Source organism: Pseudomonas sp. GW823-FHT02F05 (assembly GCF_058797315.1).
In genome coordinates this window covers 1-14618 of record NZ_JBXAJM010000028.1, presented here as the reverse complement: position 1 = coordinate 14618, position 14618 = coordinate 1, and the positions used below count along the sequence as shown (strand labels likewise).

Genomic DNA, 14618 nt, shown 5'->3' with positions numbered 1-14618 from the left:
ATTACAGGGTCAGGAAGCCGTCGTAGAGCCCATAGGCCGCCACCAGGGCGCCAATGACCACTGCGGCGAAAATCAGCTTCTCGACGGGGGTGAAAATCGGTTTGCCCAGTTCACGCTTGGCCTTGGCGAACAGGATCGCGCCGGGGGCGTAGAGCAGGGCGGAGAGCAGCAGGTATTTGGTGCCGCCGGCATACAGCAGCCAGATCGCATAGATCAGGGCGATGGCGCCGATGAACAGGTCTTTCCTGCGCTCTTTGAGGGCGTTCTCGTAGGTCTCGCCGCGCACCGCCAGCAGCAGGGCGTAGGCCGCCGACCACAGGTAAGGCACCAGGATCATCGAGGTGGCGAGGTAGATCAGTGACAGGTAGGTGCTGGCGGAAAAAAGCGTGATCACCAGGAATATCTGCACCATTGCGTTGGTCAGCCACAGTGCGTTGACGGGCACATGGTTGGCGTTTTCCTTGCGCAGGAACTCCGGCATGGTGTTGTCCTTGGCGGCGGCGAACATGATCTCCGCACACAGCAGCACCCAGGACAGCAGCGCGCCGAGCAGGGAGATGATCAAGCCCACGCTGATCAGCACCGCGCCCCAGTGGCCCACCACATGCTCCAGCACGGCGGCCATCGACGGGTTTTGTAGCTTGGCCAGTTCCGGCTGGGTCATGATCCCCAGGGACAGCACGTTCACCAGCATCAGGAACAGCAGCACAGTGATAAAGCCGATCACGGTGGCCTTGCCCACGTCACTGCGTTTCTCGGCACGGGACGAGAAGATGCTCGCGCCTTCGATGCCGATAAACACCCACACGGTGACCAGCATCATGTTGCGCACCTGGTTCATCACACTGCCCAGGTCCGGGTTTTTCACGCCCCAGATGTCAGCGGTGAAGATGTCCAGCTTGAACGCGAACAGCGCGATGAGCACGAACAGCAGCAGCGGCACCACCTTGGCGACGGTGGTTACCAGGTTAATGAACGCCGCTTCCTTGATTCCGCGCAGCACCAGGAAATGCACGGCCCACAACAGCACTGACGCAGCGATCACCGCCGTCGGGGTATTGCCCTCGCCAAAGACCGGGAAGAAATAGCCCAAGGTGCTGAACAGCAAGACGAAGTAGCCGACGTTGCCCAGCCAGGCGCTGATCCAGTAACCCCAGGCAGATGAAAAACCCATGTAGTCGCCGAAACCGGCCTTGGCGTAGGCGTAGACCCCGCCGTCGAGGTCAGGCTTGCGGTTGGCGAGGGTCTGGAACACGAAGGCGAGGGTCAACATGCCGATGGCGGTAATCACCCAGCCGATCAACACCGCACCGACATCGGCGCTGGCGGCCATGTTTTGTGGCAATGAAAAGATACCGCCGCCAATCATCGAGCCGACGACAAGTGCGACCAGGGCGCCTAGTCGAAGTTTTCCGGGAGTTTCAGACATTGCATGACTCCAATGCAGGAGAAGAGAGACCACAGAATAATTCCGTGCGCTAATCAAACAGCTGACTCAGATCACTTCATTGGCACATTCCATTGTGAATTAACGACTTAGGGTGAGGTTTTTGCGGGCGAACAAGTCCCGCAAAGGCGCTTGATAGAGCGCTCTTTGCTTTGTGGTTAATCATTTGGTCGAGGACATGGGTGTTGACGCTAGTTCGTATTTGCGAATGTGCAAATTTTTTGTACGTTGTTTGACTATCGCTTCATAATTAACGTATTTAAATTCTAAATAAGCCTAAACTTCCTACCTTTACATATCCTTATGTTATGACAACGTCATTAATCTGAATTACTTATGTGCGCAGTTGTCGCCCAACCGTTTATTTCGAGGAAGCTGCATGACCCAACCCGCCCAGAAACTTCGGCTCAGTGCCCTGATTGCCCTGGTGGTGGGCTCGATGATTGGCGGCGGCATCTTTTCATTGCCGCAGAACATGGCTTCCCGTGCCGAAGTGGGGGCCATCTTGATCGGCTGGGCGATCACCGCCATCGGCATGCTGACCCTGGCCTTTGTGTTCCAGACGTTGGCGAACCGTAAGCCCGAACTGGACTCCGGGGTGTATGCCTACGCCAAGGCGGGTTTTGGCGATTACATGGGCTTTTCATCCGCCTGGGGTTACTGGATCAGCGCGTGGATGGGTAACGTCGGTTATTTCGTCTTGCTGTTCAGCACCCTTGGCTACTTTTTTCCGGCATTCGGCCAGGGTAATACACCGCTCGCCATCGGCTGCGCGTCGCTGTTGCTGTGGGCCGTGCATTTTCTGGTGATGCGCGGGATCAAAGAGGCAGCGTTCATCAACCAGGTGACGACGGTGGCGAAGATCGTACCGCTGTTGATGTTTATCGTGATCGCTGCGGTTGCATTCAAGGCGGATATCTTCACCCGCGATATCTGGGGCCTGGGCAACCCGCAGATGGGCAGCGTGGTCGAGCAGGTGCGCCACATGATGCTGGTCACGGTGTTTGTCTTTATCGGCATCGAAGGCGCCAGTGTGTACTCGGCGCGAGCACAGAAACGCTCGGACGTGGGGCGCGCCACGGTGATTGGTTTTGTGGGCGTGCTGGCCTTGCTGGTGCTGGTGAACGTGCTGTCCCTGGGCATCATGAGCCAGCCGGAGTTGGCGCAATTGCAGAACCCGTCCCTGGCCGGTGTGTTGGAGCATATCGTCGGGCCTTGGGGCGCGGTATTGATCAGCCTCGGCCTGGCGGTTTCGCTGCTCGGGGCGTTGCTCTCCTGGGCGCTGCTGTGCGCGGAAATCCTCTATGCCACCGCTCAGGACAAGACCATGCCGGCGTTCCTGAAGAAGGAAAACGCCAATCAGGTGCCGGTCAATGCCTTATGGCTGACCAACGTGATGATCCAGGCATTCCTGGTGATCACGCTGTTTTCCGCCAGCACCTACACCACCCTGATCTACCTGGCTTCCTCAATGATCCTGGTGCCTTATTTGTGGTCGGCGGCCTATGCGGTGCTGTTGAGCGCGCGCGGCGAAACCTATGCAGGCTGGCAGCGCCGGCGCATGAAAGATCTGCTGGTGGGGCTGGTTGCCCTCGGCTACGCGATTTGGCTGCTGTATGCGGGGGGCTTGAAGTATTTGCTGCTGTCGGCGTTGCTGTACGCACCGGGTGTGATCCTGTTTGCCCTGGCCAAGCGCGAGCAGGGCCAACCCTTGTTTACCACCGTGGAAAAAGGCATTTTCAGCGGCGTGATCGCGGGCGCCGGGTTAGCCGCGTATGGGCTGTATAGCGGGGTATTGTCACTATGAGACTGGCGTATCAACCGCCCTACGACTGGGCGGCGATGCTGGGGTTCCTATCGGCGCGGGCGATTACCGGGTTGGAAGCCGTGGACGCCGGGGTGTATCGGCGCAGTATCAGTGTGGCGGGCCGACATGGCTGGGTCAGCCTCGAACCGGGCGTGGGGGATTGGCTGGAGGTGACGGTCGACTTTCCCGAGCCTGCAGCGATGCCTGAGATCGAGCGGCGCTTGCGCAGGATGTTTGATCTGGATGCGGTGCCTGAGGTGATCAACGCGCAATTGTCGCAAGACCCCCTGATGGCGCAACTGGTTGCGGCCCACCCTGGCCTACGGTTGCCAGGCACCTGGGACGGGTTGGAACTGGCGATTCGTGCAGTGCTGGGCCAGCAGATCACCGTGGTGGCGGCGATTCGCCTGGCGGGCAAGCTGGTGGCGCAGTATGGCCAGACCCTGCAAACCCCGCACGCCGGTATTACCCACCTGTTTCCGACACCTGAAGTGTTGGCTGCGGCGGACCTGACTACCCTGGGCATGCCCAAGGCGCGGGGCCGTACGTTGTCTGGTGTGGCCCAGGCGCTGTTGGATGACCCACAGCTTTTCGAACCCAAGGCCAGCCTCCAGGACGGGGTTGCACGGTTGGTGGCATTGCGGGGGATTGGAGAGTGGACCGCGCAGTACATCGCCATGCGCCAGTTGCGCGAGGCGGATGCGTTTGCGTCGGGGGATATCGGGCTGATCAATGCTTTGGCGGCTTTGGAAGGTGGGCCGGTGTCGGCGCGGCAGTTATTGGCGCGGGCCGACGCGTGGCGGCCGTTGAGGGCGTATGCGGCGCAGCATTTGTGGACAACCCTGTAGGAGCGAGCTTGCTCGCGAAAAACCTGAGAACGCCGCTGTGTATCAGGTTTCCCGCGTTATCGTTGGCGACCTTCGCGAGCAAGCTCGCTCCTACAGGGTATTAGTCACCACTGAGGCCGGTGCGAACCCAGTTCCACCGCCGGAAAATCCCACTGCAACGGCGTGCCACTGATGCTCAGCGGGGCTAGCAGCCGATGAGCCTGGCCCCAGGCTGTCTGCTCCACCACCAGGCCTTGGTCATTGATATCTTCTTCGCGCAATGCCGCTTGCTGTGACACTTGCCCGGCCTCCACCAGCAACTTCGCCGTACGCGCCAACGACAAGCGCGCCGAACCGCCGCGTCCGGAGTCCAGGCGCTCGGCCAACGCCCGGATCGCACTGGCGGCCATCAAATAGCCGGTGGCGTGATCCAGCGCCTGCACCGGCAGCGGCAGCGGTTTATCCGTCTGTTTCCAGGCCATGCCCGCCTCGGCAATCCCGCTGCTCATCTGCACCAGGCTGTCAAAGCCACGCCGATTACGCCATGGGCCGCTCCAGCCGTAGGCGTTGAGGCTGACGTCGATCAGTCCGGGGGCGATGTGCTGACGTTCGCCAAGGGTATAACCGAGTTGCTCCAAGGCATCGGCGCGGTAACCGTGGAACAGGATGTCGGCGTCCTTGAGCAACGCTTCGAACACTTGCCGGTCGTCGTGGCTCGTTAGATCCAGGCGGGCGCAGCGTTTACCCAGGGTCATTTCCGGGACGACGCCAGGTTCGTTCCAGGTGGGCGAGTCGATGCGCAGTACGCTGGCACCCAAGCCGGCGAGGAAACGACTGGCCACCGGGCCGGCCAGCACCCGGGTCAAATCCAGCACCTTGATGCCGGCCAGTGGGCGCGCTGCGGAACCGAGCCAGGGTTTGTCGGTGCCGCGTTCGAAGACCTGACGCTGGATCAACGCTTCGGCGTTTACCGCCAAGCCTTGGGGATGCTGCTGCCAGGCTTGCCAGCTACGCATCTGCGCCGCACAACCGCCCGCATCGACAACCGCCTGTTCCAGTTCGGCGGCTTTCCAGGTCGCGACTCTACTCGCCATGGCTGCGCGATCAGCGGCAGGCCCCAATACCCGCTCGGCCGCTGCGCGGTGATGGGGCGCGTTGGTGTGCAGACGGATCCAGCCATCCACGCTGGCGTAATCACCCGCTACCGGGTCCCACAAAGGCGGCACTTGCCACCCCACGGGACGAATCGACGAGGAGAACCACAACGAGGCCAGGCGCCGATCCACGCTGTCGCTGGGCAGGCGCCCGGTTTGTTGCTCAATCAACTGGGCGACGGCCTGGCCCGCGGCGCCGATGCTGGCGGCCGCCAGGTCTGTCACGGCGAAGGTCGAGGGCAAGGCGCCGGCCTGGGTCTGGGGCAGTGGGGCGTGCGGTAAAGCGAGTGCGGCTTGGATGGGAGTCAGCAGGTCTGTCATCAAAGGCCCTCCGTAAGAGAAGGGCCACTATAGAAGATCATCCCACCGGTGTGGCAACCCCAGGGATCAAGGGCAGTTCGATGCTGGCGATAAAGCCGCCATCGGGATGGTTGGCCAGGATCAGGTTACCGCCATGGCGCTCGGCGGCGCGACGGGCGATGGCCAGGCCCAGGCCATGGCCTTGGGCGGTCTGGCCTGGCGCCCGGTAGAACGGCTCGCCCAATTGGCTCAGGTGCTCGGCTTCAACGCCGGGGCCGTGGTCGCGTACGCTGATCAGAATGCGCCCGCCTTGATGCTGGGCCTGCAATTCAATCGGTTCGCCCACCGGGTTGAAGCGCTGGGCATTGCGCAGCAGGTTGTCCACGGCGCGTTCGATCATGGTCGGCCAGCCTTTAAGCTGCAAGTCATTGGCAGTCGTCAGTTGAACCACTTGCTCGGGGGCACTGAGTTGGGCGTCCTTTTGCAGCGTTTTAAGCAACGGGGTGAGGTCGATGTCTTCGGCGCTGGCGTTGTCGGCGTCGACCCGCGCCAATACCAGGATCTCGCTGATCAAGGCCTCCAGTCGATCGCATTCGCGGGTCAGGCGCGGCCAGAGTTTTTCCCGTTCTTCGGGGCTGGCGCGTTCGGCCAGGGCCAGGGCGATACGCAAGCGCGCCAACGGCGAGCGCAGTTCGTGGGACACGTCGCGCAGCAACTGGCGCTGGCTGCCGATCAGGCTTTGCAGGCGTGCGCCCATGCGGTTGAAGTCGTTGGCCAGCACGCCGAACTCGTCGCGCCGATTGGCCAGTTGCGCCAGGCTGTTCTGTTGATAAGTGGTTTGCCCCAGATCATGCACCGCGCCGCGCAAACGGCTGAGTGGGCGGGTGATGGACAAGGTCACCAGCAGGCTGAACAGGGTCAGCACCACCAGGGTAATCGCCAATGCACTGAGCGGCCACAGCAGGCTGCTGCGGTGCCAGGCGTCCAGCTCCGGGTGAGGAATACGGTAGATCAATAGGTAGGTGTCGCCGGTTTTGGCGCTGGTGTACTCGGCGGTCAGGCGGCGCCAGGGCAGGTGGCCGTCCTGGCTGTCGTTCTGGCGGGCTTCGAACGCGGCGGCGCGGCGCGGGAAGGTGCCGCGCACCACCGGGTCGCCGCTTTCGTTAAGCACTTGCACGTCGATGTGGTACTGGCGCTTGCGCTGCTGCAGCAACTCCTGGGCGGCGTCTTCGCCCTGGGTTTCGTAGAGCTGCGTCCACTCTTGGGCCAGGTTGTTGAGGCCAGGGTGGCGGCTGAGAATCCAGGCATCCTGGTTGAGCATGTGCCCAAGCAGGATCGACAAACCGGCAACCAGGGCGATGGCCAGCCAGAAACTCGCCAGGATACGCCAGAACAATGAACGCACAGGAAACCCTCAAACAGGAAAAGCCCAGCGGCGCGAACCACTGGGCTGGGGTGAAGCTAGGCCATTATTGCGCTTTTTGCGCTTGCTGGGCTTTCCAGGCCTGGAACTCTTTCCATTCGGCGCGGCGTTCGGCTTGTTTCTTGACGATTTCGTCGTACTTCTTCTGCTGGTCGGGCTTGAGCACGGCACGGATATCGGTCTGGGTTTTCTGCTTGCCTGCGGCGATTTCGTCCTGCATCGCCTTCTGGTCAGCGGCTGGCAGTTTGTCCAGGTACTTTTTGACCAGGTCTTTGCGGGCGTGCCATTGGTCACCCATCAGCTTGCGGATCTGCTCGCGCTGTTCCTTGCTCAAGTCCAGCTGGCTGAACGGGCCGCCTTTGCCACGCGGACCGTGTTCACCGTGGCCTGGGCCGCCCATCATGTGGCTTTCAGGACCACCCATCGGGCCTGGGCCTTCCGGCATTGCCATGGCAACGGTGGGCAGGGCAGTGGCGAACATCAAAGCGATAAGGGTCTTGCGCATGGTGATTCTCCTGTCTCTATTCCGGTGAGTCCGGATGTGAGTAGGTTACGCAGAGCAAGGTCAGCGGCGGTCAGGGGAGGGTAAAGCTTCGGTAAAGACGGGTTTGATAGGAACTGACAAAACCCTCGAGGCTGATGAGAACGCGGGTGGGAGCTGGCTTGCCTGCGATAGCGGTGTGTCAGTCACCCTCATGCTAACTGGCCCACCACTATCGCAGGCAAGCCAGCTCCCACGGGTTGAGCGTGATGTTTAGAGGCTGTAGTAGTAACCACGACTACGCAGCGCCACGATCCGTGGCCGGCCATCGGGGTGTGGGCCGATCTTTTTACGCAGGTTGCTGACGTGCATATCCAGGCTGCGGTCATACAGGGTCAGCTTGCGGCCCAGGGCGATCTGCGCCAGTTCCTGTTTATCCAGGGGCTCGCCGGGCTGACGCAGCAATGCTTCGAGCAGGCGGCTTTCGGAGACGGTGAGGGCGAACTCCTGTTCATCGATGCTGACCACGCCGCGCACCGGGCTGAAGCACAGATCGCCCAGTTCCAGCTGGGTCGATACCGCGGCCGGGTGGCTACGGCGTAACACGGCGCGCAGGCGCGCCGTCAGCTCGCGTGGGTCGCAAGGCTTGGCCAGGTAGTCGTCGGCGCCCAGTTCCAGGCCGAGGATGCGGTCCAGGGGTTCGCCCCGGGCCGAGAGCATCAGCACCGGCAGCTCCGGGTGGTCGTTGCGCAATTGCTTGAGCAGCTCCAGGCCGCTGCCGTCGGGCAGCATAACATCCAGTACGACGGCCGCCGGCGCACTGTCGGCCAGGGCTTTTCGGGCACTCAAGCCGTCATGGCAGGCGCGTACCTGGAAACCTTCCTGGCTCAACCAACTGGTCAGCAGCTCACAGAGCTCCTGGTCATCATCTATCAGTAACAGCTCGCTCATGACTCACTCAATTTAGCCATTGTCGGCGGCGAAGGCCCCACCGGTGACGCCGTGAGCCATTAGGAGTGCGCCGAGACGATTAGGTTCGACGCAGCCAGGCTCAAGGCAAGACTTGCTTGAACGGCTTGACCACTACATCGGCGTAGACGCCTGCTGCGACATAAGGGTCAGCCTTGGCCCAGGCCTGGGCGTCGGCCAGGGAGGCGAACTCGGCGACGATCAGGCTTCCGCTGAAACCCGCGTCGCCTGGGTCGTTGCTGTCGACGGCCGGGTGCGGGCCGGCCAGTACCATGCGGCCTTCGGCTTGCAGCTGTTTGAGGCGCTCGACGTGGGCCGGGCGTACGCTCAGGCGTTTTTCCAGGGAGTTGGCAACGTCGGTGGCAATGATGGCGTAGAGCATGTCAGTCCTCGGTTTTCGGTGTGGTGTCATGCAGGTGGCGTGACAGGTAGATGCCCTGGCCGATCAAAAACAATACGGTCATGCCCAGGCTGCCAAACACTTTGAAGTCGACCCAGTAGTCCTGGAAGGTGAAGGCCACGAACAGGTTGGCGGCGCCGCAGAACAGGAAGAACACGATCCAGGCCACGTTCAAGCGCCCCCACACCGGCTCCGGCAAGGTCAGCGCATGGCCCATGATCCGCTTGATCAGCAGGCGGTCACCGATGAAGTGGCTGCCGATAAACACCAGGGCGAACAGCCAGTTGACCACCGGGGCTTTCCATTTAAGGAAGGTTTCGCTGTGGAAGGCCAGGGTCAGGCCGCCGAACACCAGGCAGGCGACGAGGGTGAGCCATTGGCTTTTTTCCAGCTTGCGCTGCGAGATGAAGATGGCGCCGTACACTACGATAGAGCTGATGATCAGTACGGCAGTGGCACTGTAGATGCCCCCGAACGACAGCTCGTGGCCGGCGATTTCGATGACCCTGGGGTCGAGTTTGGTAACGATGAAAAACAGCAACAGCGGGATGAAGTCGATGAATTGTTTCACAGTAAGAGCCAGAAGCTGGATGTGTCGGCATAATAACAAACATCCTTGGTTGCGATAGCGCCAGCTGACTTGAGGTTACACACCCCCGTGAATGTTGATTTGCACTGCCACAGCACGGCCTCCGACGGCGCCCTGGCGCCCGCGGTACTGGTTGCGCGTGCGTTTGAAAAAGGCGTGCGAGTTTTGGCATTGACCGACCATGACACCCTTGAAGGCCTCGACGAAGCCCGCCAGGCCGCGCACTCCCTGGGTATGCAGCTGGTCAACGGCGTGGAATTGTCCTGCACCTGGGGCGGCGCCACCATCCACGTGCTGGGCTACGGTTTTGATCAAAAGGCCCCGCCCTTGGTGGCGGCGATTGCCCAATTGCACGATGGCCGCTGGCTGCGGTCCGAAGAAATAAGCCGCAAGCTCAGCCTTAAAGGCATGCCTGGTGCCCTCGATGGCGCCCGTGCTATCCAGCAGGAACTGGGCGACAGCGGCAACGCACCGGCCCGTCCGCACTTTGCCGACTGGATGGTGCGTGAAGGCTATGTGAAGGATCGCGCCGAGGCCTTTCGCAAATGGCTGGGCGCCGGCAAGTTGGGCGATGTGAAGCTGCACTGGCCAACCCTGGAAGACACCGTCCAGACCCTGCGGGCCTCCGGGGCCTGGGTGAGCCTGGCGCATCCCTGGCATTACGATTTCACCCGCAGCAAGCGCCGCAAGCTGATCAGCGACTATATTGGAGCGGGTGGCCACGCCATCGAGGTTGTCAACGGGCATCAACCCGCCGAACAGGTCGGCAGCCTGGCGATCCTCGCCCGCGAATTTGGTCTGCTGGTCAGTGCCGGCAGTGATTTTCATGGCCCAGGCGGCTGGTCCGAGATTGGCGAATATCGCCAGGTCCCGGAAGATCTGCCGCTGTTGTGGGGGCGATTCAAGCATGACCCCATTATTGCCACCGTCTGAACAGGTAGAGCACGTGAGCCAATTCTTCCAGATTCATCCGGAAAACCCTCAGGCGCGCCTGATCAAACAGGCCGTGGAGATCATCCGTGCCGGCGGCGTGGTGATCTATCCGACTGATTCGTCCTACGCCATTGGCTGCCAGATCGGCGACAAGGGCGCGGTGGAGCGAGTAAGACGCCTGCGCCAGCTGGACGACAAGCACAACTTTGCGCTGATCTGCAGCGACTTGTCCCAGCTCGGGCTGTTCGCCAAGGTCGACACCGGCACCTTCCGCCTGCTCAAGGCCCACACGCCGGGGCCCTACACCTTCATCCTCAACGCCACCCGCGAAGTGCCGCGCCTGTTGCTGCACCCGAAGAAGCGCACCATTGGCCTGCGCGTGCCGGAACACCCGATTGCCCTGGCGCTGCTGGCCGAATTGGGCGAACCGCTGATGAGCGTGTCGTTGATCCTGCCCGGCGAAACCGAGCCGTTGTACGACCCTTACGAAATGCGCCGTTTGCTGGAAAAGCACGTCGACCTGATCATCGACGGCGGCTACGGTGGCAACAAGGCCTCCACGGTGATCAACCTGGCCGATGGCGAACCAGAAGTGGTGCGTGTGGGTTGTGGCGATCCGGCTCCGTTCATGGTCGAGGCCTGAATGTCAGCCGTGGAAGCCGCTGATCCCCAGGCTGGCGCCCAGCAGGAACTGCCGTTTGCCATGGTGTATGGCCAGGCGGTCATGGAAATGCCCCTGGACCTGTACATCCCGCCGGACGCCCTGGAGGTGTTCCTTGAAGCCTTCGAAGGCCCGCTGGACTTGCTGCTGTACCTGATCCGCAAGCAGAACATCAACATCCTTGACATTCCGGTGGCAGAAATTACCCGCCAATACATGGGCTATGTCGAGCTGATGCAGTCGGTGCGCCTGGAACTGGCCGCCGAGTACCTGGTCATGGCCGCCATGCTCGCCGAGATCAAGTCGCGCATGCTGTTGCCGCGCTCGGAGACGGTGGAAGCCGAAGAGGATGACCCGCGCGCCGAGCTGATCCGCCGCCTGCAGGAGTACGAACGCTTCAAGGCCGCCGCCGAAGGCATCGACGGCCTGAGCCGTGTGGGCCGTGATGTGGTGGTGCCCAAGCTCGACGCTCCCGAGGCGCGCGCGCGCAAGTTGCTGCCGGACGTGAGTCTGGAAGAATTGCTGATGTCCATGGCCGAAGTACTGCGCCGCGGCGATATGTTCGAGAGCCACCAGGTCAGCCGTGAAGCGCTGTCCACCCGCGAGCGCATGAGCGATGTGCTGGAACGTCTCAAGGGAGGTGGGTTTGTGCCCTTTGTCGAGTTGTTTACTGCCGAAGAGGGCCGACTGGGCGTGGTGGTGACCTTTATGGCGATCCTTGAGCTGGTGAAGGAGTCCTTGGTCGAGCTGGTGCAGAATGAGCCTTTTGCGGCTATCCACGTGCGGGCGCGAGCCGAATAACGAGCTGAATCGATGAATCTGACTGAACCCCGCGAACTGGCCCCTTTGCTGGAGGCCTTTCTCCTGGCCTCGGGCAAACCGCAATCTCTGGAGCGCCTGTTCGAACTCTTTGAAGAGGCCGAACGCCCGGAGCCGCCGGTCTTCAAGAAGGCCTTGGAGATCCTGCGCAAATCCTGCGAGGGCCGTGCCTTTGAACTGCGTGAAGTGGCGTCGGGTTACCGCCTGCAGATCCGTGAGAAGTTTTCACCGTGGGTCGGGCGTTTGTGGGAAGAACGCCCGCAGCGCTACTCCCGGGCGATGCTGGAGACCATGGCGCTGATCGCCTATCGCCAGCCCATCACCCGAGGCGAGATCGAAGATGTGCGTGGTGTGGCGGTCAACAGCCATATCGTCAAGACCCTGCTGGAACGTGAGTGGATCCGCATTGTTGGCTACCGCGATGTGCCGGGCAAACCAGCCATGTTCGCCACCACCAAGGTGTTCCTCGATCATTTCAACCTGAAAAACCTCGACGACCTGCCACCCCTGGCCGAGCTGCGCGAAATGGAGGCCGAGCCGGTGCTCGACTTCGACGACGCACCGGTGCCGCAAAGCCTGCAGGAACTGGCCGACGCCAGCGCCGAGCCGGAGGAGCCCAAGGACGAAACCAGTTTCCATACGTTGTTGCTGGAGCTGGACGACATGGAGCAGGGGATCAAGACCGACTTCGACGATTTGCTGCGTGATGGTGCGGCGGAGCCAGAAACCCAGGTGAACGTTGAATCCGAGCCTGAGGTCGAAGCCGAAGACGATGTGCTTGGCGTGGCCCAAGCCCGGGAAAAGCTCCTGGCCGCCGTCGCCGCCCTCGAACAGCCGCCCCTGAGTGACGAAGAAGACGAAGCTCGGGCGCTGGCCGAGGCCATCGAGAACGAACGCCGTCAGCTCGAAGACTGACCGGCTCTGACGTTCACCGCGCAACCCATGTGGGAGCTGGCTTGCCTGCGATGCAGACGCCTCGGTCTCTCAGATGCAAGGAGGTGATGCCATCGCAGGCAAGCCAGCTCCCACAGAGGATCGACCATGAGTGCCATGAAAGACCCGTGCATCAGCATCTGCAAATTCAACGATGACATCTGCGTCGGCTGTGGCCGCAGCAAGCGTGAAATCCGTGCCTGGAAGAAGCTCGATAAAGCCGACAAGCGCACGGTGCTGGCCGAAGCCGAGCTGCGATTGCTGGCCCTGGGGGCCACCGGTCGGCGGAAAAGCAAATGAGCTGGGCGTTATCGACTAGTCTGTGATGCGCAACACGCGCCATGCGCGTATGATTCGCGACCCCTTGCCGACCTATTCGGCCAAGGCTCCGCTTTCAATACCCTCAGGCCACGCCTGAATCGACCCACCGGGAGGTGCTTACGATGAATGACCAAGACCAGAAAGACCAGGAAATCGGCCCAGCAGGCGAAAAGCTGCAAAAAGTGCTGGCGCGTATCGGCGTGGGCTCGCGCCGCGACGTCGAAGCCTGGATCACCCAGAAGCGCATCAAGGTCAACGGCGTCGAGGCAACCCTCGGCCAGCGCGTCGACCTGCACGATGCAATCACCATTGATGGCAAGGTCATCAAGCGTGAAGAGGCCGCCGAATCGGTGCGCCGCGTGATCATGTACAACAAGCCCGACGGCGAGATCTGCACCCGTGACGACCCGGAAGGCCGTCCGACCGTGTTCGACAAGATGCCCAAGCCTAAAGAAGGCCGCTGGATCAACATCGGTCGCCTGGACATCAACACCACCGGCTTGCTGATGTTCACCACTGACGGTGAGTTGGCCAACCGCCTGATGCACCCGTCCTACGAGATGGACCGTGAATACGCCGTGCGTGTACGTGGTGAAGTCGATGACGAGATGATCGAACGCCTCAAGGCGGGCGTGGTGCTCGAAGACGGCCCGGCCAAGTTCACCGACATCAAGCAGGCGCCGGGTGGCGAAGGTTTCAACCACTGGTACCACTGCGTGGTGATGGAAGGCCGTAACCGTGAAGTGCGTCGCCTGTGGGAGTCCCAGGGCCTGGTGGTCAGCCGCCTCAAGCGCGTGCGTTTTGGTCCGGTGTTCCTGAACTCCGACCTGCCGATGGGCCGCTGGCGCGAAATGAGCCAGTACGAAGTCGATATCCTCAGCGCCGAAGTGGGCCTGACGCCGGTTGCCATGCCGCAGATGAACGCCAAGAGCAAAGACAAGCTTGAGCGTATGCAGCGTAAATCGTCGCGCCCAGTGCCACGTACCGAACGTGTTGCTCGCACCCTGCGCCCTGCGCTGGATGCACCGGCCACCGGCGGTCGTATCTCGCGTCAGCCGCACATTGAAGGCGAACGCCGCCCCACCACGCCATCGCGTCAGGAAGGCGAGCGTGCGCCACGTACGCCGCGTCCTGCTCCGGCGGGTGGTCGCAGCAACCGTGGTGAAGCGGATCGCCCGGCCGACAACGCCAGCACCAAGCGTCCAGCCAAGCCAGCGGCGAACAAGCGCCCTGGCCCGAAACTGGTCGCGGACGAGCCTTCGGGCAAGCGCCGTGGCGCCCCGGCCGGTTCCGGCCAGCGTCCTGGTTTTGGCCGCAAGAAGCCGCAGTGATGCGCTAAGCGCTGCACGAAAACGCCAACCCTAGGGTTGGCGTTTTTTTTGCGATCTACATTCGAAATGCAATCAACTGTGGCAGCTGGCTTGCCTGTGATAGCGGTGGGCAAGCCCTAATGCCAGTCAGTTAAGACAGAATCGGCAACTGTGGCGAGGGAGCTTGCTCCCGCTGGGGCGCGAAGCGGCCCCAAAAATGGGACTGCTACGCAGTCCAGCGGGA

At 61.7% G+C, this 14618-nt stretch carries 15 protein-coding genes; 8 read left to right on the top strand and 7 right to left on the bottom strand.

What is annotated here, in order from left to right:
• Position 1 precedes the first annotated feature (1 nt).
• Positions 2-1429: an arginine-ornithine antiporter gene (arcD, locus tag AC1RAC_RS25675; protein WP_492617092.1), complete on the bottom strand. Its 1428-nt coding sequence runs from the start codon at positions 1427-1429 to the stop codon at positions 2-4.
• Between the two features lie 397 nt (positions 1430-1826).
• Between arcD (AC1RAC_RS25675) and arcD (AC1RAC_RS25670) the strand changes: the two genes are divergently transcribed.
• Both arcD (AC1RAC_RS25670) and AC1RAC_RS25665 read left to right on the top strand, forming a co-directional pair.
• Positions 1827-3254 (top strand): arginine-ornithine antiporter, encoded by a 1428-nt coding sequence (gene arcD, locus AC1RAC_RS25670; RefSeq protein ID WP_492617091.1) that lies wholly within the window; start codon positions 1827-1829, stop codon positions 3252-3254.
• Positions 3251-4102 carry a DNA-3-methyladenine glycosylase family protein gene (locus AC1RAC_RS25665; protein WP_492617090.1) on the top strand — a complete coding sequence of 284 codons (852 nt, stop codon included), beginning with the start codon at positions 3251-3253 and terminating at the stop codon, positions 4100-4102. Before arcD (AC1RAC_RS25670) ends, AC1RAC_RS25665 begins: the two co-directional genes overlap by 4 nt.
• A gap of 104 nt (positions 4103-4206) precedes the next feature.
• Here AC1RAC_RS25665 and AC1RAC_RS25660 read toward each other — a convergent pair whose 3' ends face one another.
• From AC1RAC_RS25660 to AC1RAC_RS25635, 6 genes are all read right to left on the bottom strand, one after another.
• Positions 4207-5556 carry a CoA transferase gene (locus AC1RAC_RS25660; RefSeq protein WP_492617089.1) on the bottom strand — a complete coding sequence of 450 codons (1350 nt, stop codon included), beginning with the start codon at positions 5554-5556 and terminating at the stop codon, positions 4207-4209.
• A 37-nt stretch (positions 5557-5593) separates the two neighbouring features.
• Entirely contained in the window at positions 5594-6940 is a 1347-nt protein-coding gene (locus AC1RAC_RS25655) for a sensor histidine kinase (RefSeq protein WP_054898400.1), read from the bottom strand.
• Positions 6941-7004: 64 nt separating this feature from the next.
• Positions 7005-7463: an LTXXQ domain protein gene (locus AC1RAC_RS25650; protein WP_034128544.1), complete on the bottom strand. Its 459-nt coding sequence runs from the start codon at positions 7461-7463 to the stop codon at positions 7005-7007.
• 249 nt (positions 7464-7712) lie between these two features.
• Entirely contained in the window at positions 7713-8390 is a 678-nt protein-coding gene (locus AC1RAC_RS25645) for a response regulator transcription factor (protein WP_003193803.1), read from the bottom strand.
• Positions 8391-8490: 100 nt separating this feature from the next.
• Positions 8491-8790, bottom strand: a complete 300-nt coding sequence (locus tag AC1RAC_RS25640) for a YciI family protein (protein WP_034128543.1) — start codon at positions 8788-8790, stop codon at positions 8491-8493.
• 1 nt (position 8791) lies between these two features.
• Complete coding sequence (locus tag AC1RAC_RS25635) at positions 8792-9379, bottom strand: septation protein A (protein ID WP_054898401.1); 588 nt, start codon at positions 9377-9379, stop codon at positions 8792-8794.
• Between the two features lie 87 nt (positions 9380-9466).
• Between AC1RAC_RS25635 and AC1RAC_RS25630 the strand changes: the two genes are divergently transcribed.
• From AC1RAC_RS25630 to rluB, 6 genes are all read left to right on the top strand, one after another.
• Complete coding sequence (locus tag AC1RAC_RS25630) at positions 9467-10330, top strand: PHP domain-containing protein (protein ID WP_003193798.1); 864 nt, start codon at positions 9467-9469, stop codon at positions 10328-10330.
• Positions 10331-10343: 13 nt separating this feature from the next.
• Complete coding sequence (locus AC1RAC_RS25625; RefSeq protein ID WP_003193796.1) at positions 10344-10973, top strand: L-threonylcarbamoyladenylate synthase; 630 nt, start codon at positions 10344-10346, stop codon at positions 10971-10973.
• Positions 10974-11792, top strand: coding sequence for a segregation and condensation protein A (locus AC1RAC_RS25620; RefSeq protein WP_014719684.1), 819 nt, complete (start codon positions 10974-10976; stop codon positions 11790-11792).
• A gap of 12 nt (positions 11793-11804) precedes the next feature.
• A complete protein-coding gene (gene scpB, locus AC1RAC_RS25615; protein WP_003193794.1) occupies positions 11805-12725 on the top strand; it encodes an SMC-Scp complex subunit ScpB in 921 nt (306 codons plus the stop codon).
• 126 nt (positions 12726-12851) lie between these two features.
• Positions 12852-13043, top strand: a complete 192-nt coding sequence (locus AC1RAC_RS25610) for a DUF1289 domain-containing protein (RefSeq protein ID WP_034128540.1) — start codon at positions 12852-12854, stop codon at positions 13041-13043.
• 143 nt (positions 13044-13186) lie between these two features.
• The gene (gene rluB / locus AC1RAC_RS25605; protein ID WP_014719681.1) at positions 13187-14395 is read left to right on the top strand and encodes a 23S rRNA pseudouridine(2605) synthase RluB; all 1209 of its coding nucleotides are present in this window, start codon (positions 13187-13189) and stop codon (positions 14393-14395) included.
• Positions 14396-14618 lie beyond the last annotated feature (223 nt).

Bases quoted from the DNA above. Each gene is read 5' to 3' on its own strand.
- AC1RAC_RS25645 (WP_003193803.1), bottom strand. From the start codon at position 8,390: ATGAGCGAGCTGTTACTGATAGATGATGACCAGGAGCTCTGTGAGCTG.
- AC1RAC_RS25640 (WP_034128543.1), bottom strand. From the start codon at position 8,790: ATGCTCTACGCCATCATTGCCACCGACGTTGCCAACTCCCTGGAAAAA.
- scpB (WP_003193794.1), top strand. From the start codon at position 11,805: ATGAATCTGACTGAACCCCGCGAACTGGCCCCTTTGCTGGAGGCCTTT.
- AC1RAC_RS25660 (WP_492617089.1), bottom strand. From the start codon at position 5,556: ATGACAGACCTGCTGACTCCCATCCAAGCCGCACTCGCTTTACCGCAC.
- AC1RAC_RS25620 (WP_014719684.1), top strand. From the start codon at position 10,974: ATGTCAGCCGTGGAAGCCGCTGATCCCCAGGCTGGCGCCCAGCAGGAA.
- rluB (WP_014719681.1), top strand. From the start codon at position 13,187: ATGAATGACCAAGACCAGAAAGACCAGGAAATCGGCCCAGCAGGCGAA.
- arcD (WP_492617091.1), top strand. From the start codon at position 1,827: ATGACCCAACCCGCCCAGAAACTTCGGCTCAGTGCCCTGATTGCCCTG.
- AC1RAC_RS25665 (WP_492617090.1), top strand. From the start codon at position 3,251: ATGAGACTGGCGTATCAACCGCCCTACGACTGGGCGGCGATGCTGGGG.
- arcD (WP_492617092.1), bottom strand. From the start codon at position 1,429: ATGTCTGAAACTCCCGGAAAACTTCGACTAGGCGCCCTGGTCGCACTT.
- AC1RAC_RS25610 (WP_034128540.1), top strand. From the start codon at position 12,852: ATGAGTGCCATGAAAGACCCGTGCATCAGCATCTGCAAATTCAACGAT.
- AC1RAC_RS25650 (WP_034128544.1), bottom strand. From the start codon at position 7,463: ATGCGCAAGACCCTTATCGCTTTGATGTTCGCCACTGCCCTGCCCACC.